This is a genomic window from Bacillus haynesii (assembly GCF_014042035.1).
GTDB classification, from domain to species: Bacteria; Bacillota; Bacilli; order Bacillales; family Bacillaceae; genus Bacillus; species Bacillus haynesii.
This window is the reverse complement of sequence record NZ_CP059494.1, coordinates 914138-935043: the sequence shown is the minus strand read 5'-3', so window position 1 is coordinate 935043 and position 20906 is coordinate 914138. Positions and strand designations below refer to the sequence as shown.

Sequence of the window (20906 nt, the reverse complement as noted above, 5' to 3'; positions counted from 1 at the left end):
GGTAATATGGATAAAAAGGAAAGAATGGATAGAAGAATGGATACGGATAAAACGGCGGCCTCGGTCTAGGGCGAGGTCTCGGCCTCGGATAAGGGTAACCGCCATAAGTAAAAGGCTGCTGTCTATTCGCATCCTCCCAGTCATCTTGATATTGATAAGTCTCTTCCACTGTTATAGCCTCCTTTGATTGCTTTGCATACTTTAGGTTATGCTGTATCCCATAAAATGGAGTACGTACACAATTTTTTTATAAAATACCTTTGTATATCAATCCGAACAATAATATAAGGCAAGTCTAGTCAGCAAGCTAAAAACAGTGAATCAAAAGAAAAACAGCCTGCCCCATCAACCTAAAAGAAGGTCGCGAGACAGGCTTTCATTTATATAATGTAAATACCCCTTTGTTTTACGGCAGTACAGAACTCCCCATTAAATATTTGTCAACTTCACGGGCGACTTCGCGTCCCTCGTGAATCGCCCAAACGATCAGGCTTTGCCCTCTTCTCGCATCCCCTGCTGCGAAGACTCCATCGACATTCGTTCTATATTCCCCGTATGCTGCGTCAACTTTATTTCTCACCGTATTTACCCCGAATTGCTCAAGTAGCGGCTGTTCCGTTCCTTCAAAGCCGATGGCGATAAAGACGTATTGAGCAGGCCATACTTTTTCCGTTCCCGGAATTTCGTGAAACTCAAATTTTCCTTGGTCATTCTTTACTTTTTTCATTTGAATCGTATGCAGTTCTTTCAAATGGCCGTTTTTGTCTGCGACAAGCTTTTTCGTTTGGATCGAATATTGCCTCGGATCGCTGCCGAATGCTGCTTGCGCCTCTTCATAAGCATAGTCCAGCGAATGGACATGCGGCAATTCCGGCCACATATTTTCGGCTGTTCTTGTATCGGGCAGCTTCGGATGTTTGCCGAACTGGACGACGCTTCGCGCTTTTTGGCGCAGAGCCGTTGCAACGCAGTCTGCCCCCGTGTCCCCGCCGCCGATGACGATGACGTCTTTATTTTTCGTATTGATAAACTGCTTATCTTTAAAATTCGAATCGAGCATGCTTTTAATGGTGCCTGTTAAATAGTCCATGGCAAAGTGGACACCTTTTGCTTCACGGCCTTCAATCAAGAGATCGCGCTGTTTTTGGGCCCCTGTGCAAAGGATAACCGCATCGTACTGTTCTTTAAGTTCGTCGGCTGTAATATCTTTGCCGATTTCCGTATTTATGACAAAGTCGATGCCTTCCTGCGTCAATAGCTTGATGCGGCGTTCGACAACGCTTTTTTCAAGCTTCATGCTTGGAATGCCGTACATTAACAGGCCGCCCGGGCGGTCGCTCCGCTCATAAACGGTGACCGAATGCCCCGCTTGATTCAATTGATCGGCGCTTGCGAGACCGGCAGGCCCTGAGCCGACTATCGCAATTTTCTTGCCGCTCCGTTTTTTCGGAATTCGCGGCTGAATCCATCCGTTTTCAAACCCTTTGTCAATAATCGTCCGTTCGATCCCTTTGATGGATACGGCCGGATCGGAAATCGCCACCGTACAAGAACCCTCACAAGGCGCCGGACAAACCCGTCCCGTAAATTCAGGGAAGTTATTTGTTTTTAGAAGGCGGTCAAGCGCTTCTTTCCACCTTCCCTTGTAAACGAGGTCGTTCCATTCAGGGATTAAATTGTGAATCGGACATCCTGACGTATAACCGCCTATATCCATGCCGATTTGGCAAAAGGGGGTGCCGCAGTCCATGCAGCGTGCTCCCTGTCTTTTTGATGCTTCCTCAGAAAATGGAGACGAATATTCGTTCCAGTCGTTTATCCGTGTGAGAGGATCGCGTTCAGCAGGCTTTTCCCGCTTGAATTCCATAAATCCTGTTGCTTTGCCCATTTTCCCCTCCCCTTTCTTACTGTGCCACCGCTTCTTTTGATGAAGCAGCCGCAGATGGTTCAATCTTTTGCTTCGTACCGGCTTCAAACGCGTACATCAACGCCTCTTCATCAGACAAGCCGGCTTCTTTCTGCTCTTTAATCCGCTCTATCATTTGTTTGAAGTCTTTCGGAATCACTTTCACAAATCGACCGACGGCCTCTTCCCAATGATCGAGTATCGAAGCTGCTTTTGAGCTTTCAGTATATCTGTAATGGTTTTCGATCATCGTTTTCAGTTCCGCGATTTCCTCAGGTGCTTCAAGTGTTTCAAACTCGATCATTTCAGGATTGCATTTCCGTTTAAAGGCTTTTTTGTCTTCGGCGTACACGTAGGCGATTCCTCCTGACATGCCCGCGGCAAAGTTTTTGCCGACGTCGCCGAGAATGGCGACGCGTCCGCCGGTCATGTATTCGCATCCATGGTCACCGATGCCTTCAACGACAACGCTGACTCCGCTGTTTCTGACGGCAAACCGTTCGCCGGCGAGTCCGTTAATATAAGCTTCTCCGCTTGTAGCACCGTAAAATGCGACGTTTCCGACAATAACATTTTCACGGAATGCAGGATTGAATCCGTCAGGCGCTTTGACGGCGATTTTTCCGCCTGAAAGACCTTTGCCGATGTAATCATTGGCATCTCCTGTCAAATACATCGTCATTCCTTTTGGTACGAACGCTCCAAAGCTTTGCCCCGCCGAACCTGTGAATCGGAGCGTAATCGTATCTTCAGGGAGACCTTCTTCACCGTAGCGCTTAGAAATTTCGCTTCCGGTTATGGCTCCTGTGACACGGTTGATGTTTCGGATTTCAAAAGATGCTTCCGCAGGCGTGCCGTTTTCAACAGCTGACTGGACGGTCGGTAAGATTTGCGTAATATCGAGCGATTCATCGATTTTATGGTTTTGCGGCGTACGGAATGTACGTGCGCCTTCCGGCTGATAAAGCAGGTTTGATAAATCGAGCTGCCCCGCTTTCCAATGCGCTTTGGCCCGTTCGCTGACACGAAGGACATCCGTGCGGCCCACCATTTCATCAACTGTTCTAAAACCAAGCTGGGCCATCAATTCGCGTACTTCTTCTGCGACAAAGAGCATGTAATTCACGATGTGATCCGGATCGCCCATGAACTTTTTGCGAAGCTCAGGGTTTTGCGTCGCTACCCCGACAGGGCACGTATCCAAATGGCAGGCTCTCATCATGACGCAGCCGAGAACAACGAGCGGTGCTGTGGCAAAACCGAATTCTTCAGCTCCTAAAAGCGCAGCCATGACAACATCTCTGCCAGTCATTAATTTGCCGTCTGTTTCCAATACAACGCGTTCGCGCAAACCGTTCATCATCAGTGTTTGATGAGCTTCAGCGAGTCCAAGCTCCCATGGGAGGCCGGTATGCTTAATACTTGTTTTCGGTGATGCTCCAGTGCCTCCGTCATAGCCGCTGATGACGATGACATCGGCAGTCGCTTTGGCGACACCGGCTGCAATCGTGCCGACACCGGCTTTAGCGACAAGCTTTACGCTGATCCGTGCATCGCGGTTGGCGTTTTTCAAGTCATGGATCAACTGCGCCAAATCTTCAATCGAGTAGATATCGTGGTGCGGCGGCGGTGAAATCAAGCCGACCCCAGGCGTAGATCCGCGAACGTTGGCAACCCATGGATACACTTTATTGCCAGGGAGCTGTCCGCCTTCCCCAGGTTTTGCACCCTGCGCCATTTTAATTTGCAGCTCGTCGGCATTGACGAGATAGTGGCTTTTCACACCGAAACGGCCTGAAGCAATTTGCTTGATCGCGCTGCGGCGGTTATCACCATTCGCGTCAGGCGTAAAGCGCGCCGGATCTTCTCCGCCTTCCCCGCTGTTGCTTTTTCCGCCGAGACGGTTCATTGCAATCGCCAGCGCTTCATGGGCTTCCTTGCTTAGAGAGCCGAATGACATCGCCCCTGTTTTAAAGCGGCGCACAATCGATTCAGCAGATTCGACTTCTTCAAGCGGCAGCGGCTTCCGGTTTTCATCAAACGAGAAGAGATTGCGGAGAAAACCGATTCTTTCTTCATCAGCTGCTTTCGAATATTGTTTAAACAGGCTGTAATCACCTTTGCGGCATGCCCATTGCAGCGTGTGAATCGTTTTCGGGTTAAAAGCGTGGTGTTCCCCGCCTTTTCTCCATTGAAAATCGCTTCCCGAATCAAGCGTTTCACTGAATGTATCTTCATAAGCTTCCCTGTGGCGGCGCTTCGCTTCTTCGGCAATCGTGTCCAAGCCGATTCCGCCGAGCTGTGATGCTGTTCCTGTGAAATAGCTGTCTATGACGTCTTTGCTGATCCCGACCGCTTCAAAAATCTGTGCGCCCCTGTAGCTTTGGACAGTGGAAATACCCATTTTGGACATCACTTTTACGACGCCCTCTGTCACGCTTTTGCTGTATTTTGTAACGGCTTCTTCATAGCTGATGGAGAGCGCTCCGTCTTCAATCGCCTGTTTGTATGTCGCATACGTGAGGTACGGATGAATGGCATCCGCTCCGTAGCCGATCAAGGCGGCAAAATGATGGACTTCGCGCGCTTCACCGGATTGGGCGATAATGCTGACTTTCGTACGTTTTCCTGCACGGACCAAATACTGATGCAAGGCACTGACGGCTAACAGCGCAGGAATCGGCGCTTTCTGACCGTCCATTTTGCGGTCGGATAAAATAAGGAGTGTCACGCCTTTGGCGATCGCTCTGTCCACTTCTTTAAACATATCTTCGAGTCCGCTCTTCAAATCGTCTGTAAAGAGCGTATGAATCGTCTTGCTTTTGAAATCCTTGTGAACAAGTCCTTTTAAAGAATTGAACTGTGCGTTCGTCAAGACCGGTGTATACAATTTGATCCGGCGGCAGCTGCTTTCGTTCGGATGGAGAATATCGCCTTCCGCTCCGAGCCATGTTAATGTCGATGTCACAATCTGCTCGCGGATTGCATCAATCGGCGGGTTGGTAACCTGTGCAAACAGCTGTTTAAAATAGTTGAACAGCGATTGCGGACGGTCTGACAACACCGCCAGCGGGACATCGTGGCCCATTGAACCGAGCGGGTCTTTGCCTTCTGTAATGACAGGAATTAAATACTTGTGAATATCTTCGTACGTAAAACCGAATGCTTTTTGGCGCGTCAGCAGGTCAGGCACAGATTTTTCTTCGGTTTCCTCAATGTCGTTTGAGACATGAACCAGTTCTTTACTGAGCCATTCCTGGTACGGAAACTCTCCGGCGATTTCGGATTTGACTTCTTCATCGGAGATAATCCGTCCTTCTTCAAGATCAACAAGCAGCATTTTTCCGGGATCCAGCCGGTCTTTATATAAAATGTTTTCCTGTTCGACTTCAATCACGCCGACTTCGGAGGAAAAAATAAGGTAGTCGTCTTTAGTGACATAATAGCGAGCGGGTCTGAGCCCGTTCCGGTCTAAAATGGCTCCGATCTGTTTTCCGTTTGTAAAAGAAATCGCAGTCGGGCCGTCCCACGGCTCCATTAAAGAGCTGTGATATTCGTAAAATGCCTTCTTTTCTTTTGACATGTACGGGTTCTCGTTCCACGGCTCCGGAATCAGCATCATTGCAGCATGGGCCGGCTTCCTTCCAGCCAGTACAAAGAATTCAAAAGCGTTATCCAGTATCGAGGAGTCGCTTCCGTTTTCATCGAGAATCGGCAAAACCTTCGGCAAGTCTTCACCAAACGCTTCAGAAACAAACTGCTGTTCCCTCGCTTTCATCCAGTTCATATTGCCGCGCAGCGTATTGATTTCCCCGTTGTGGATCAGATAGCGGTTCGGATGCGCCCTTTCCCAGCTCGGAAACGTGTTGGTGCTGAAACGGGAGTGAACCAATGCAAAAGCTGAGACGAAGTCCTCGTCTTGCAAATCTTCATAGAAAGCATCAACCTGCTCGGGCGTTAAAAGTCCTTTATATACGATGGTATTGCTTGAGAGGCTGACGAAATAGAACGTTTTTTCGTGTTCTTTTGCCCAATTTTCGGCCTGTTTGCGAATGATGTACAACTTGCGTTCGAATGCCAGATTGTCTTTCAGCGCTTCATTTGCTCCGATGAATACCTGGCGGACGACTGGTGCGCTTTCCTGTGCGACTGTTCCGATTTTTCCGACATTTACAGGTACAGTTCGCCAGCCGAGCACCGCCTGCCCTTCCTGTTCGATCAGCTCGTTAATGCGCGCTTCGGTTTTCTCGCGCCCGCTGTCATCTTTCGAAAAGAAGATCATCCCGACGCCGTAGCGTCCTTTTTCAGGCAAGTTGAAACCGGCGCAGATTTTTTTGAAAAACGCATCCGGAATCTGCATCATGATGCCTGCCCCGTCTCCGGTATGCGGGTCACTGCCCTGACCGCCCCGGTGGTCTAATTGGCAAAGCATTTGCAATCCTTTTTTGACAATATCATGAGTAGGAAGGCCCTTCAAATGAGCGTAAAGGCCGATTCCGCATGCATCATGTTCAAATTCAGGACGGTAGAGACCTTGTGCCTTTGGTAATTGATTATAAGTCATTGTTCCTCTCCCCCGTTCATTTTTCCCGTTTGTCCCCGGTCATAAAATCTTACAAACTCTAATCCTATTGTAGGTTTTCAAATCTATACAAACAATATATAATTTAGATTAAAACTATCTCATTTTGAGATGAGCAGGTGAAACAACAATGGAATTACGCCAATTGCATTACTTTATGGAAGTTGCAGAAAGAGAGCACGTATCGGAAGCGGCCATGCACCTTCATGTCGCTCAGTCGGCGATCAGCAGGCAGATCGCCAATCTCGAGGAAGAGCTCGGCGTTGATTTGTTTGAGCGCGAAGGCCGGAATGTGAAGCTGACTCCGATCGGGAGACAGTTTTTAGATCATATTAAAACGGCGATGAAAGCGATCGATTTCGCGAAGGAACAAATCGACGAGTATTTGGACCCGAATCGCGGGACCGTTAAAATCGGTTTCCCGACAAGCCTTGCGGGCCAGTTCCTCCCGACAGTCATTTCCGCTTTTAAAGAGGAGCATCCTCATGTCGCTTTTCTTTTAAGGCAGGGATCTTATAAATTTTTGATCGAAGCGGTGAAAAACAGGGATATCGATTTGGCTTTTCTCGGTCCCGTTCCGTCAAATATTGCCGAGATTAAAGGAGACATTTTGTTTTCAGAAAGCCTTTTGGCACTCGTGCCGGTCAATCATCCGCTATCAGGCCAGAAAAGCCTTCATCTCGGCGATCTCAGAAATGATCAGTATGTGCTGTTTCCAGACGGATACATCCTTCGAAAAATGGCTGTTGATGCATGCAAGCAAGTGGGATATACGCCTAAAATTTCTTCAGAGGGCGAAGATTTGGATGCGATCAAAGGGCTGGTTTCTGCTGATATGGGAGTGACGCTTTTGCCGGAAAGCGCCTTTAATGAAACGGCTCCACGTTTTACAAAGAAGATTCCGATTGATTATCCGCAGGTAAAGCGCACGGTCGGTATCATCACCCCTAAAAACAGGGAGCTTTCCCCTTCCGCAAAAGTCTTTTATCAGTTCGTAAAGAAGTTTTTTTCTCGCCTTCAGCAATATCAATAGCAGTTTTACAACGAATCCAGCCGGGCGCAAAAGCTTGGCTGATTTTATTTTATCATAAATACAGATAAATGTCTGAATTTTCTGTACTTTAAACCTGCGGCCGCGTCTCTTCTATTATAAAAAGCGCATCTTACATATGTATGTTCATCCCCTTTTTTATGTTGATTTTCAAATTGATTGTCCTGAATCGCTGAGGCGAAAAGTATGTTTCATCAGCCGGGTCTTCCCTATCGGCTCCGTCACAAAGGACCGAAAAGGCGATCATATTCCGCGTCCAAGCGCCGTCGCGGTGACGAGGGTTAAAAAAGGCCGCCTGTCAGGCGGCTTTTCGTTTCATTTTATTCCTTATCTTTCGGCATATCGGCATGGATTAAATAATGAATCAACGCTTTTTGCTCCTGTTCGGAAAAGCCGCTTTTGGCGTCGATCCAGAATTCATGCCCTTTGCCAGTTACTCTGACCGCTTTTAAGTCGGGCGATTCTGAATTGCTTTTAACAACCTGCTGTCTTAAGTCTCTGTCGATCATCGCCAGCAAGCTGTTATAAGGGTCCGCCTGCTTGCCTTTCATGATCGTCTTTGGTATGCCTGTCTCTTTTAATGAGCTTCCCACTGCAACCCCTCCGTCGTGCAAATAAGGAGCGCGCCAGTAAACGCCGATCAGACTCGGCACTTTGTACCCGCCTTTGGAATCTCCCTGCGCCCACGAAAGCTTGATCTGTTCGGGGTCAAACCCGACTGTCGGGACTTTCAGAATCTTCGGCTTGCGCGGCAGAGGCACCGGTGTGTCAGGCGAATGAATGAGGCTTTCCCCAAAAATGTTTTCCGTTTTCTTAAAAGACTGCGCTCTTGTTGGCTCGGTTCCGACTTTTTCAACCGAGATGACCTTGTTGTTCGTCAAATACCGGCCGGCATGGCAGGATATGCAGCCCGCTTGTTCAAAAACGCGCCTGCCGCGCCTGACGGTTTGGCTGTCGGTTTTTTGCCGCGGATCAGGCGGTCTAAGTGTATTTTGCCAGGCAGACACAGCGTTGTTTTCTTCATTTACTTTGCGTCCGGACGAGCTCACAAGCACGCCGTCGGGCGCCGCCAATGTGATGTTAGGAAAGCTCGGAGGCTTGACCATTTGGTTGACGCCCGGCACTCCGGGAGTGGGATCGGCTTTTTTGAAAAAAGCAGTCGGACTTTCCCCTTTTTTCGGCTGATACCTGTATGTTGAGGCGGGAGCCCTTTGCAGGATCGTCCCGATATAAACATCTTCGCTCATGCCGAAAAGCGCCCGGCTTGCCGAGGCTTGTGACAGGCTGTCCGAATTTTGCGCATGAACATTATTGCTGAACACAGTCAAGCCTTTAAACGGACCGGCCATTGCCGCACCGCTCCAGCTGTACGGATGGTCGCCCAATGTATAGGCATCCGGAATCTGCGTGGGATTGCTTTTCATATCGATCGTCGAGTCGAAAAAACCTCTCGGCCACTTCAGGAAGATACGATCGACTGCATCTTCGAGGCGGTCCGGATCGGGAAGGCGTTCTTTTTTGCCGTTTCTCGCGGTGATCACAGGGCTTTTATCATTCATAAATTGTTTAATGTTATCAATTTCGGCATGTGTAAAATATGCCGCTGAATTCGTCGCCAGCGCCAGCATCAGTCCTGTATTTAAATCTGGGTTTGTCACGCCTTCCATCACCTTCATCGTTTTTGGATCGACTGTGGCGTGGCAGGCCGCACAGCTGATGCCGGCTTTGATTTTTCCGTCAGCGTATTTGAAAGGCATGCCGAGGGGTGCATAAGCCCCTTTTGCAACATCAATGCCGGTGTCGATCTTCTCGCCTTTTTTAAAGGTTTTCCCGCCGACCTTAACGGTTTCCGCCAATTCGATGCGCAAGTTCGTCGTCCCTTTGCCTTTCAATCCAGCAATGGCTTTTGTCATGTTGGCAGCTGTAATGGGACCATCAAGCAGTCCGACGATATCTGTTAAAAACATTTCATTACCGAATGTTTCTTTATAAAATGTCTCCCGTCCCAAGTCGAGAAGACGGTCATCAACCTTTACAGCCCCCTTCCCTGCGGACGCGGGCTTGTCCGAAGTAAATGTCCCCCATAGATCGTATCCGTGAAATCGTTTTTCTTTTGAGATAACTTTTTCTTTAGGAGGCATATATGCATATTCCGGTTGAAGGTGTCTGACCGTGATATAGCCAATAACGGCTAAAATTGCGATGATAGCAAATGCGGCTAACCATTTATGTTTCTTCATCATTTTCCCCCCTTTCTAATTAAATAGGCTTCCCAAGAACAGGCGGGATTCATTTAGAACGTATTACCAGCTATAACTTCAGGCGCCCCATGCCAGAATATGCATACGATGGAATTAAAGGAATGAGGCCATTTTGAAAAAGCTAAGCATTGTATTTGTCATTTTCATATGTGCGCTGGTTTCATTCATCATATGGCTGAATGCCGGGGATGAAAAATTGGGGCTCTCGGATGAAGAAGCGGAGGCCGTCAAACCCTCCAAAAAACCGGTCATTGTCCTCATCATCGACTCTTTGATGGATCAGCCTTTGAAAAAAGCGATTCAAGAAGGCCGCGCCCCGGCATTGAAATTCTTTCTTGAAAACGGTCATTATGAACCTGAAGTGGTGAGCGCGTATCCGACCATGTCTGTCACGATTGACAGCACGTTGCTCACCGGAACTTATCCGAATATCCACCGCGTTCCCGGGCTCGTCTGGTATAACCAGGGCGAAAAGAGAATTGTAAATTACGGGAGCGATAAAAAAGAAATCGCTGCGCTCGGCATAAAACAAACGATCGAAGACGGGATATATTCTCTCAATCACCGCCATTTAAACCGAAAGGTGACAACGGTACATGAAGATTTGCAAAAGCAAGGAAAACAGTCGGCATCCATCAACGGGCTCATATACAGGGGACCTGACCGCCGCGAATTAAACATCCCGCCCCCGCTCAAGAAGCTTAAATTGATGTCCGAACAAATGACGGTAAACGGGCCGGCTCTTTTTTCGTTTGGGCGCTTTGCCCAGCTTGATCCTGACAACCCTTACCACCATATTTGGCAGGGTTATGGGGTTAACGACAAGTTCACGGCACAGGAAATGGCCTATTTAATTAAAAAGAAAAAGCTTCCTGCGCTGACTGTCGCCTACTTGCCCAATTTCGACCACGATGCACACAAAAAAGGGCCGATGGATATGAAAGGCCTCGAAAAAATGGACCAGCAGTTGCAGCGTATATTGAGTGCATATGATTCTTGGCGTGATGCGGCCGAAAAAGCGGTTTGGGTCGTCATGGGAGACGGTGGGCAGACATCGATCGGACGCGATAAAGACAAGGCAGCCATCCGGCTCCATTCGCTTTTTAAAGGATACCGGATCGCTAAAATAAACGAAGGCCCTGATCGAAAAGACCAGCTTCTTTTTGCGGTAAACGACAGAATGGCATACATTTATGTAACGGATCGAAACAGGCAGCTGCAGGATGCCGTCAATGAATTGAAAAAAGACGAACGGATCGCTTTCACAGCATGGAAAAAAGACGGCTGGATATACGTCGATTCGAAGCGTTCCTTAAAACCGCTGCGGTTTCGTCCAGAAGGCGGTTATCAAGATCCTTACGGGCAGTCATGGACGATCAGCGGAGATTTTTCTTTATTGGACCTTAAAGCAGACGGCACATCGATCCGGTATGGCGATTACCCGGATGCTCTTGCCCGCCTGTACAGCGCCATGCATTCGCATCGCGGACGGTTTGTGATTGCCGATGCGAAACCCGGATTCCAATTTGCCGGCGAAAAGTCTCCCCTCCATTTTGGTGGAGGCGGCCATGGCTCACTTTATAAAACGGATAGCTTGGCTCCGATGATCATCGTCGGTTCGGAAGAGGTTCCAGCACATCTTCGCCACCTTGAATTGAAGGATTTTTTTATGAAGCTCGTACAATGACCCGGTCATGTCATCAATGATCGGGTTTTTTCTTTTTCCTAAGTTTCTTCTTTGACATTCTTTTATTGTTCTATGTATGATAATATCGTGTTTTAGTTTATTTACTTAATTAATTAAAATGGAGAAGCAGGTGCTTTTATGAAACAAGATAAAGTCGGCCGCGAGACCGTTGAGCAGTTGATCGAAGCTTTCAGCCGGCTGCGGTATGCGGAAATGAAACAGTCTTTTCCTTCAGTTGAATGGAAAAAGACTGAGGCAAAAGCGCTGATGTTTTTAAATGAAGCAAACGGTGAAGGAAAAATGGCATCTGAAATCAGCCGCGCTCTGCATGTCACCTCCCCCTTCGTCACGCAGCTGTTGAACAGAATGGAGAAAAAAGGACTCGTTTCGCGGCGCATGGATGAGGATGACAGGCGGATCGTCCGGATTTTTCTAACCGATGAAGGAAAAAAAGCGGCGGACGATGCGCTTAAAGGGCTGAACCGATGGTTCTTGCAGCTCACTCGATTTCTGGGCGAGGATGAAAGCAGGCAGTTCGCCGATTTGATTTATAAGTTATCCGAGTTTATCGAACACGGAGAAAAAACAAGTGAAAAGAAGGTTGAAAAATGATCTCACTCTTAAAATATTTAAAGCCCTATAAGCTGCAAGTGATTCTTGTCGCTGTTTTCACTTTGCTGAGCAGTGTGCTTGAGCTTTATTTGCCGACGTTAATGGCTGATGTCGTTGATGTCGGAATCGTGAACGGCGACATGTCATTCATTATGAGAACCGGCGGCTGGATGATCGCCTGCTCCCTTCTGGCTATTAATATGACTGTCGGAAAAGCGTTTTTCGCTTCGAAAACAGCCCTCGGCTTTGGAAGAGATATCAGGCGCAAGCTGTTTGTCAAAGTTGAACACTATTCAATGGATGAATTCGGAAAAATCGGTTCTGCTTCTCTCATTACCCGTACCACAAATGATGTCAAGCAAGTCCAAGATGTGCTCAACATGATGCTTTCGTTGATGACGAGAGCGCCGTTAATGCTGGTCGGCGGTATTGTGCTTGCCGTTTCCAGAGATGCCAAGCTGTCGATTATATTTCTGGCCGCTCTCCCGATACTTGCGGGGCTGATTTTTCTCATTACAAGAAAAGCTGTCCCCTTATTCGGCGTCCTTCAAAAAAAGACGGATCGTCTCAACCTTGTTCTCAGGGAAGGTTTAACGGGCGTTCGCGTCATTCGCGCGTTTAACCGCGTTGATCAAGAAAAAGCCCGGTTTCAAAAGGCGAACGAAGAATTTCGCGATACAGGCATCGCTGTCAACAGAATCATGGCTTTTCTATTCCCTGTCATGATGATTATGATGAATTTCACGAACATCGCGATTATCTGGTTCGGAGGCATTCGCATCGATCAAGGCAGCATGCAGGTCGGGAACTTAATGGCTTTCCTTCAATATGCATCCATGATTTTAATCGCGCTGATCATGCTTGCGATGACATTCGTGATGATCCCAAGGGCTCAGGCATCTGCCGACCGCATTAACGAAGTGCTGTTAACATTGCCTTCGATTACCGATCCGAAAGAGCCGCAGAAAGACAGCGGCTTGCGCGGTTATGTTGAATTTCAGAATGTGACTTTTCGTTATGCCGGAGCCGAAAAGCCCGTTCTCGAAGATATCACGTTCAAAGCAAAGCCGGGTGAAACGACTGCGATCATCGGTAGCACAGGAGCGGGAAAAACAACGATTCTTCAATTGATCCCGAGATTTTTCGATATTGAAAAAGGGACAGTGCTTGTCAACGGAACAGATGTCAGAAAGATGGCGCAAAAGGAACTTCGCGCGAAAATCGGCTATGTCCCGCAAAAAGCTTCAATATTCAGCGGGACGATTAAGGACAATATCCGATTTGGTAAAGAAGATGCAACAGATGAAGAAATTTTGGAAGCACTTGAAACGGCACAGGCTGCCGAATTTGTGGAAGGCAAGGAAAACGGAATTGAATCAGATATCGAGCAGGCCGGAGCCAATCTTTCAGGCGGCCAGAAACAGCGGCTTTCCATCGCCCGGGCATTAGTCAGAAAACCGGAAATTTATTTATTTGACGACAGCTTTTCGGCGCTTGATTACAAAACGGATCAAAAGCTGAGAAAAGCCCTGAAGAAAACAACCGCTGATGCCGCTGTCATCATCGTTGCCCAAAGGGTGAGCACGATTACGGATGCAGATCAAATCATCGTATTAAATGAAGGAAAAATAGCCGGCATCGGCACCCATCAACAATTGCTTGCTGAAAACAGCATTTACCAGGAAATCGTGGCATCACAGCAGGCTGAGGAGGAAAGCGCATGAGCCAACAACAAAAGCATCACGGCTCTATACCCAAAGGAATGCATAAGACAAAGCCGAAAGAATTTAAAAAGACCCTCTTGAGATTGGCCCGCTATTTAAAACCGCGGACCTTCCAGCTGGTGCTCGTTGTTTTTGCTGCAATATTTGCGACGTTGTTTAATGTCATTAGTCCAAAACTTCTCGGGGATGCGACCTCTTCCCTTTTCGCAAGCTTTACAGAAGGCACCGGTGTTCAATTCGGTTTTCTCGGCCGGATTACGATGATCCTGGCAGGGCTGTATCTGCTTTCTGCTCTCTTTACGTTCTTGCAGCATTACCTGATGGCCGGCGTAGCCCAGAAAACGATATACGAAATGCGCCAGGAAGTGAATGAAAAGCTGACACGGCTCCCTTTAAAATATTATGACAAGCATTCACACGGCGACACGCTCAGCCGCGCCGTCAATGATATTGACAATATCAATACGTCATTGCAGCAGGCGCTGACGCAAATGATTACATCCGTCATTACGATAGTCGGAATCATCGTCATGATGCTCCTGATCAGCCCTGTGCTGACGCTCGTCGTCTTCATCACGGTTCCGCTCAGCATGCTCGCTGTCCGGTTTATAGCCTCATTTTCGCAGAAACACTTCGGCGCGCAGCAAAAAGAACTCGGCGACATCAACGGACATGTTGAAGAGATGTTTACAGGACATCAGGAAGTAAAGGCATTCGGGCATGAAGAAAAAGCGATTCAGCAATTCGATGAAGTGAATGAGCGTCTTTACCAGTCAGGCTGGAAAGCGCAGTTTATTTCCGGTCTGATGATGCCGATGATGACATTCATCGGCAACCTCGGCTATGTGTTTGTCAGCATTACCGGCGGTATTTTTGTTCTTAACGGCACCCTTTTGATCGGAGGCGTGCAGGCTTTTATCCAATACACGCAGCAATTTTCCCAGCCGCTCGTTCAAGCTGCCGGAATTGCGAATACAATCCAATCGGCAATCGCATCCGCCGAAAGGGTGTTCAGTCTTTTAGACGAAGAAGAGGAAACTGAGGAGACGCCGGCTTCCATCGATACCGGCATATTAAAAGGCGATGTATCGTTTGAACGTGTCGCCTTCGGTTATGATGAAAACGTTCCGGTCATCCGCGATTTAAGCCTCCATGCCAAAGAAGGGCAGACGATTGCGATCGTCGGACCGACCGGCGCAGGAAAAACGACGATCATCAATTTGCTGATGCGGTTTTATGAATTAAACAAAGGCAGCATCAAGGTCGGCGGCACAGATATCAGCGAGCTGTCGCGCGAACAGGCAAGAAGCATGTTTGCGATGGTTTTGCAGGACACATGGCTGTTCAACGGCACCATCCGCGAAAACATCGCTTACGGGCGTGAAGGCGCGACAGATGAAGACATCATCAGAGCGGCAAAAGCCGCCTATGCCGACGATTTTATCCGCACCTTGCCGGACGGCTATGATACGGTACTGGGCGAAGATGCCCAAAACATCTCGCAAGGGCAACGGCAGCTCTTGACGATCGCGAGAGCCATTTTAGCTGATCCGAAGATTTTAATATTGGATGAAGCGACAAGCAGTGTCGACACCCGGACGGAAATGAATATTCAAAAAGCGATGAGCAAACTGATGGCTAACCGTACAAGCTTTGTCATCGCCCACCGCCTTTCTACCATTAAAGATGCCGACCTGATTCTTGTGATGAAAAACGGAAATATTATTGAAAAAGGCAGCCATGAAGAGCTTCTCCGCGAGAACGGATTTTACGCCGATTTGTATAACAGCCAGTTCTCCCGGGAAGAAGCCGTCAGCTAAAAGATTGAGGCCGTACCTGATCAGGTGCGGCCTCATTTTTTTCATCCATCTCTGAGCTGATGTTCCCGCAGTTTTTCAGCATACCTCGCCTTTTTTCCTTTTTTAGATCCGATACTTTCGGCCAATTGACAATTTTTTCATTATGTGTCCGTTGAAACCGTTATAAAAATAGTGATAACGTAAAGATTGAACCGGTTCATCATGTATCTACGATTCATTTAAAGGAGAGAGTTGACTGTGGCAAATTCAAATTCACTTCAATCAAGCAAGCACTATGCCAATTGGATTCCGATGAAAGAAATCAGCTCCAGTAATGACCGGCTGTTTCCGTTCCCGATTTATAACCGGATCAGAAAGACGTCTCCTGTGCGTTACGATGATGAGCGAAAATGCTGGGATATCTTTTCGTATGAAGACGTTCAATTCGTGTTAAAAAACCCGAAGCTTTTCTCTTCAAAACGCGGCGGTAATATGGAAGGAAAAAGTATATTAACAATGGACCCGCCGAGGCACACAAAAATGAGGGCCATCATTAATAAAGCTTTTACGCCGAAAGCGGTGAAAGAGCTTGAGCCGCATATCGAAGAAGTGACGGCTTTTTTATTTAACGAAGCGAAACAGAAAGATTTGTTTGATGTGGTGGATGACTTGGCTGCTCCTCTTCCCGTCATTATCATTGCTGAACTTTTAGGCGTTCCGTCTGAAGACCGCCTCATGTTTAAACATTATTCAGACATCCTTGTCGCAGGTGCGGAAGACCGCTCGGCTGAAGCCGCCGAACAGATGTACAAACGACGTGAAGAAGGCAATCGGTTTTTAGCGGATTATTTTAAAAACATTATCAAGCAGCGCAAAAAAGAGCCGAAAGACGACCTGATTTCGCTTTTGCTGCAGGCGGAAGTTGACGGCAAGTCGCTGACAGAAGAAGAGCTGCTGCATTTTTGCATCATTCTTTTGGTTGCAGGCAACGAAACGACAACCAATCTGATCGCAAACAGCGTCCGCTATCTCACTGAAGATAAAGCCGTACAGGAAGCCGTAAGACAAAATCTGTCCCTCGTTCCTGTCTTTGTTGAGGAAACACTGCGTTATTATCCGCCCGTGCAAGCGATCGGCCGCACGGCAGCTGAAGACATTGACATCAGAGGCGTTCGGATTGAAAAAGGTTCCACGGTAATCAACTGGGTCGCTTCAGCGAATCGTGACGAACTTAAGTTTGACAATCCTGACAGCTTTAAGCTCGATCGTAAATCAAACCCTCATATGAGCTTCGGCTTCGGCATCCATTTTTGCCTCGGCGCTCCCCTTGCCCGGCTTGAAGCGAAAGTCGCACTCGATTACTTGCTGCGGCATGCATACATGGAAAGGGAAAGCTCAGAGGAGCTTGAAGCGATTCAAAGTCCGTTTGTCTTCGGCGTCCGCCATCTCCCCGTACGCCTTTCACAAAAATAGCACGAAAAAAGGACAGGCTGTTTCAAACCTGTCCTTTCCCTATTGTTTAAGGATTTGTAGACCACATGCCCGCTGATTTAATGAAAATGCGCGGATGCAGTTTGAGCTGGGCAACCATATATTCCGCCAGATCTTCAGGCTGCATGACGCGTTCCGGATTGCCGTCTGTTAATTTGGAATCGATTGCTAGATCCGTCGCAACCGTGCTTGGTGTAAGGGCGCTCACGCGGATATTGTGCTTTCTGACTTCCTGCATCAGCGATTCGGTCAGCCCCAGTACAGCGAACTTAGACGCGCTGTAGGCGCTTGTGCCGGCTGCTCCCCTTTGGCCTGCTGTAGAAGAAATATTAATAATATCGCCGGCTTTTCTTTCGATCATTTCAGGAAGGACGGCGCGTGTTACATTGTAAACCCCCATCAGATTAACCTGGATAATATTTTCCCACTCTTCAGGAGATTGCTCAAGAAATCCTGCAAACCCGCCGATCCCGGCATTGTTAATGAGAATGTCAATTTGTCCAAGCTCTTCTTTTACGGATTGGACTGCACGTTCTACAGCTGATAAATCCTTTACGTCAGCTGCGGCTACAGATACTTTTACTCCGAACGCCTTCAATTCCTCTGCCGCTTTTTCAAGATTTGCAGCTGTACGGCCGATCAGGCCGATATGTACGCCTTCTTTTGCAAGGGCAATCGCTGTTGCGCGGCCGATCCCTCTACCCCCTCCTGTAATCAGAGCGGTTTTGTTTTGTAAAGATTGCATATGAAAAACTTCCTTTCTCTATGTATCACACATTTTAAATTATAGGAAAATAAAATACGCTTTTGCAAATATTACGACTTGCGAAGAATGACTGGCCGGCGCAGCTGGCACCATCCGCAAACCGTACGGAATTAAATCGCCCCTCGTAATATTCGAATTGTGCAGCTTGTTACAGCCAACATCGAGGGATTCTCTGCTCGCATGAGGAAATGAAAAAAGAACCTGGATGGTTTTACCAGGATCTTTTAATATTGCACAAAAACAGACGCGATGATATAATCAGATCACGTATGTTTTGATTTAAATGCCATAGATATCCCATCTTACATTTTAAGTCTACCATATCGAAAAGCTCTTGTCAAATTTTTTTCGAAGGAGAGATGCAGAATGAGTCATTTGGTTCTCGGTTTTCACGAAATGGAAAAAACACAGCTTTTGCTTGTCGGGGGAAAAGGGTTAAATTTAGGAGAATTAGCAAAAATTCAAGGAATACAAGTACCAGAAGGATTTTGTGTCACAACAGCAGGATTTCAAAAAGCCATCAAACAAAACGAAACGTTCCAAGCCTTGTTGGATCAACTGGCAATGCTTAAAGTTGAGGATCGAGATCAAATTGGTGAAATCAGCAGGAAGATTCGACATACCATTATGGAAGTCGAAATTCCTTCCAATGTTGTGAAAGAAGTGACTCGCTATCTCTCCCGGTTTAGCGATGAACATGCTTATGCCGTACGATCTAGTGCGACTGCTGAAGATTTACCATATGCCTCTTTTGCCGGTCAACAAGACACCTATTTAAATATCATCGGAAAAGAAGCAATCTTGCAGCATATCAGCAAATGTTGGGCTTCCCTGTTCACGGAGCGCGCGGTCATCTACCGCATGCAAAATGGATTTGACCATCGTCAAGTTTATTCATCCGTTATCATTCAAAGAATGGTTTTCCCGCAGGCTTCAGGGATTTTATTTACCGCTGATCCGATCACTTCCAACCGAAAACTGCTTTCAATCGATGCCGGTTTTGGACTTGGGGAAGCACTGGTCTCCGGCTTGGTCTCTGCCGATTGTTATAAAGTGCAAAACGGGCAAATAATCGATAAGAGAATAGAAGCCAAGAAATTGGCGATCTATGGGCGAAAACAAGGCGGAACAGAGACAAAGCAGATCGATCCTGATCAGCAGATGTCTCAAACACTCACTGACGGGCAAATTTTACAACTGGAACGCATCGGAAGACAGATCGAAACTCATTTCGGCCAGCCGCAAGATATTGAATGGTGTTTGGCTGATGATACATTTTATATTGTCCAGAGCCGGCCGATCACGACTTTATACCCGATCCCTGAAGCGAATGATCAAGAAAATCACGTCTATCTATCTGTTGGTCATCAACAAATGATGACTGATCCCATAAAACCATTGGGATTGTCTTTTTACCTGTTAATTACTCCTGCACCTATGCGTAAGGCCGGTGGGAGGTTGTTTGTTGATGTTGCACCTAGGCTGACTACACGTGTCGGCCGCGAAACTTTATTAAATAGCCTCGGATCCGATCCGCTCATAAAAGGCGCACTCATGACCGTAATAAAGCGAGATTTTATAAAATTGTTACCAAATGATCAAACAGCACCGATTCCGGACAGAAGGAATACGGATATCCTGGCACAATTCGAGAACGATCCGACAATCGTTTCTGATTTGATTAAGCGCAGTCAAACATCGATAGAAGAGTTAAAACAAAACATCCAAGCAAAATCGGGATTGGATTTGTTTGATTTTATTCTGGAAGATATCCAGCAATTAAAGAAAATCTTATTTGACCCGCAAAGTACGGCAGTATTTATGGCTGCTATAAATGCTACATCATGGATCAATGAAAACATGAACGAGTGGTTAGGTGAAAAAAATGCAGCAGATACTCTTTCTCTATCTGTACCCAACAATATTACTTCGGAAATGGGTCTGGCGCTAATGGATGTCGCGGATGTGATTCGCCCTTACCCAGAAGTGATTGATTATTTGGAGCATGCAAAAGAAGATAACTTTCTGGATGAAATAGTTAAGTTTGATGGAGGAAGGGAAACCCGAGACGCTATCTATGATTTTCTCAGCAAATACGGAATGCGATGTACCGGAGAAATCGATATTACAAGAACTCGTTGGAGTGAAAAACCAATGACACTTGTTCCCGTGATTCTTAAAAACATCAAGAACTTTGAGCCCAATGCCGGCAATCGAAAGTTTGAGCAAGGGCGGCGTGTTGCTTTGGAAAAAGAACAAGAGTTAATAGAGCGATTGAAACTATTACCGGATGGTGAACAAAAAGCCAAAGAAACAAAACGAATGATCGGCCTCATCCGGAATTTCATCGGCTACCGGGAATATCCAAAATACGGCATAGTCAGTCGCTACTTCGTTTATAAGCAGGCTTTGCTGAAAGAAGCCGAACAACTCGTACAAGCGGGCGTTATTCATGAAAAAGAAGATATATACTACCTCACTTTTGAAGAACTTCACGAAGCCGCACGCACAAAAAAAATAGATGACCAGATCATCAGCATACGAAAAGACGAGTACAAACTATATGAAAAACTAACTCCGCCACGTGTTATTACGTCTGATGGTGAAATCATTACAGGTGAGTACAAACGAGAAAATTTGCCGGCTAATGCGATTGTAGGTCTACCTGTTTCTTCCGGAGTGATAGAAGGAAGAGCGCGTGTTATTTTAAACATGGAAAATGCCAATCTGGAAGATGGAGATATATTAGTCACCTCCTTTACCGACCCTGGCTGGACACCATTATTTGTATCCATAAAAGGCCTGGTCACCGAAGTTGGCGGACTGATGACCCACGGAGCAGTTATCGCACGCGAATATGGCCTGCCGGCAGTTGTCGGAGTGGAGAATGCTACTGGGCTGATAAAAGACGGACAACAAATTCGCGTGCATGGCACAGAAGGGTATATCGAAATATTGTAATGCTGTCCGCTGCCCATAAAGAAATACGGGAGTCTATGATGCATTAAAAGAACTCCTCAGATTTGG

The 20906-nt window shown here is 47.1% G+C and carries 11 protein-coding genes; 7 read left to right on the top strand and 4 right to left on the bottom strand.

Features of this window, described 5'->3' with window-relative positions; genetic code table 11:
* Positions 1-406 precede the first annotated feature (406 nt).
* Together gltD and gltB are read right to left on the bottom strand one after the other, a co-directional pair.
* Positions 407-1888 (bottom strand): glutamate synthase small subunit, encoded by a 1482-nt coding sequence (gene gltD, locus H2R00_RS04705; protein ID WP_154996764.1) that lies wholly within the window; start codon positions 1886-1888, stop codon positions 407-409.
* Positions 1889-1904: 16 nt separating this feature from the next.
* Entirely contained in the window at positions 1905-6470 is a 4566-nt protein-coding gene (gene gltB / locus H2R00_RS04700) for a glutamate synthase large subunit (protein ID WP_182070564.1), read from the bottom strand.
* A gap of 148 nt (positions 6471-6618) precedes the next feature.
* On the opposite strand from gltB, the gene gltC reads away from it, so the two are divergent.
* Positions 6619-7521 (top strand): glutamate biosynthesis transcriptional regulator GltC, encoded by a 903-nt coding sequence (gene gltC, locus H2R00_RS04695; RefSeq protein ID WP_154996760.1) that lies wholly within the window; start codon positions 6619-6621, stop codon positions 7519-7521.
* A gap of 338 nt (positions 7522-7859) precedes the next feature.
* On the opposite strand, the gene H2R00_RS04690 is transcribed toward gltC, so the two are convergent.
* The gene (locus tag H2R00_RS04690; protein WP_182070563.1) at positions 7860-9782 is read right to left on the bottom strand and encodes a di-heme oxidoredictase family protein; all 1923 of its coding nucleotides are present in this window, start codon (positions 9780-9782) and stop codon (positions 7860-7862) included.
* Positions 9783-9912: 130 nt separating this feature from the next.
* Here H2R00_RS04690 and H2R00_RS04685 point away from each other — a divergent pair, with 130 nt between their 5' ends.
* The 5 genes from H2R00_RS04685 (at position 9913) to H2R00_RS04665 (ending at position 17095) form a co-directional block, all read left to right on the top strand.
* Positions 9913-11487 (top strand): alkaline phosphatase family protein, encoded by a 1575-nt coding sequence (locus tag H2R00_RS04685; protein ID WP_182070562.1) that lies wholly within the window; start codon positions 9913-9915, stop codon positions 11485-11487.
* A 138-nt stretch (positions 11488-11625) separates the two neighbouring features.
* On the top strand, positions 11626-12099 hold the full coding sequence (locus tag H2R00_RS04680) for a MarR family winged helix-turn-helix transcriptional regulator (protein WP_154999815.1): 474 nt from the start codon (positions 11626-11628) through the stop codon (positions 12097-12099).
* The gene (locus H2R00_RS04675; protein ID WP_182070561.1) at positions 12096-13823 is read left to right on the top strand and encodes an ABC transporter ATP-binding protein; all 1728 of its coding nucleotides are present in this window, start codon (positions 12096-12098) and stop codon (positions 13821-13823) included. The genes H2R00_RS04680 and H2R00_RS04675 overlap by 4 nt, the downstream gene beginning before the upstream one ends.
* Positions 13820-15643 carry an ABC transporter ATP-binding protein gene (locus H2R00_RS04670; protein ID WP_154999813.1) on the top strand — a complete coding sequence of 608 codons (1824 nt, stop codon included), beginning with the start codon at positions 13820-13822 and terminating at the stop codon, positions 15641-15643. Before H2R00_RS04675 ends, H2R00_RS04670 begins: the two co-directional genes overlap by 4 nt.
* 237 nt (positions 15644-15880) lie before the next feature.
* The gene (locus H2R00_RS04665; RefSeq protein ID WP_182070560.1) at positions 15881-17095 is read left to right on the top strand and encodes a cytochrome P450; all 1215 of its coding nucleotides are present in this window, start codon (positions 15881-15883) and stop codon (positions 17093-17095) included.
* A 46-nt stretch (positions 17096-17141) separates the two neighbouring features.
* On the opposite strand, the gene H2R00_RS04660 is transcribed toward H2R00_RS04665, so the two are convergent.
* Positions 17142-17858, bottom strand: a complete 717-nt coding sequence (locus H2R00_RS04660; RefSeq protein WP_154999811.1) for a 3-ketoacyl-ACP reductase — start codon at positions 17856-17858, stop codon at positions 17142-17144.
* A 387-nt stretch (positions 17859-18245) separates the two neighbouring features.
* On the opposite strand from H2R00_RS04660, the gene ppsA reads away from it, so the two are divergent.
* Positions 18246-20840 carry a phosphoenolpyruvate synthase gene (ppsA, locus tag H2R00_RS04655; protein ID WP_182070559.1) on the top strand — a complete coding sequence of 865 codons (2595 nt, stop codon included), beginning with the start codon at positions 18246-18248 and terminating at the stop codon, positions 20838-20840.
* Positions 20841-20906: the final 66 nt, after the last annotated feature.

Coding starts and splice junctions, on each gene's coding strand:
- ppsA (WP_182070559.1), top strand. CDS start 18,246: ATGAGTCATTTGGTTCTCGGTTTTCACGAAATGGAAAAAACACAGCTT.
- H2R00_RS04670 (WP_154999813.1), top strand. CDS start 13,820: ATGAGCCAACAACAAAAGCATCACGGCTCTATACCCAAAGGAATGCAT.
- H2R00_RS04660 (WP_154999811.1), bottom strand. CDS start 17,858: ATGCAATCTTTACAAAACAAAACCGCTCTGATTACAGGAGGGGGTAGA.
- H2R00_RS04680 (WP_154999815.1), top strand. CDS start 11,626: ATGAAACAAGATAAAGTCGGCCGCGAGACCGTTGAGCAGTTGATCGAA.
- gltB (WP_182070564.1), bottom strand. CDS start 6,470: ATGACTTATAATCAATTACCAAAGGCACAAGGTCTCTACCGTCCTGAA.
- H2R00_RS04690 (WP_182070563.1), bottom strand. CDS start 9,782: ATGATGAAGAAACATAAATGGTTAGCCGCATTTGCTATCATCGCAATT.
- gltD (WP_154996764.1), bottom strand. CDS start 1,888: ATGGGCAAAGCAACAGGATTTATGGAATTCAAGCGGGAAAAGCCTGCT.
- gltC (WP_154996760.1), top strand. CDS start 6,619: ATGGAATTACGCCAATTGCATTACTTTATGGAAGTTGCAGAAAGAGAG.
- H2R00_RS04675 (WP_182070561.1), top strand. CDS start 12,096: ATGATCTCACTCTTAAAATATTTAAAGCCCTATAAGCTGCAAGTGATT.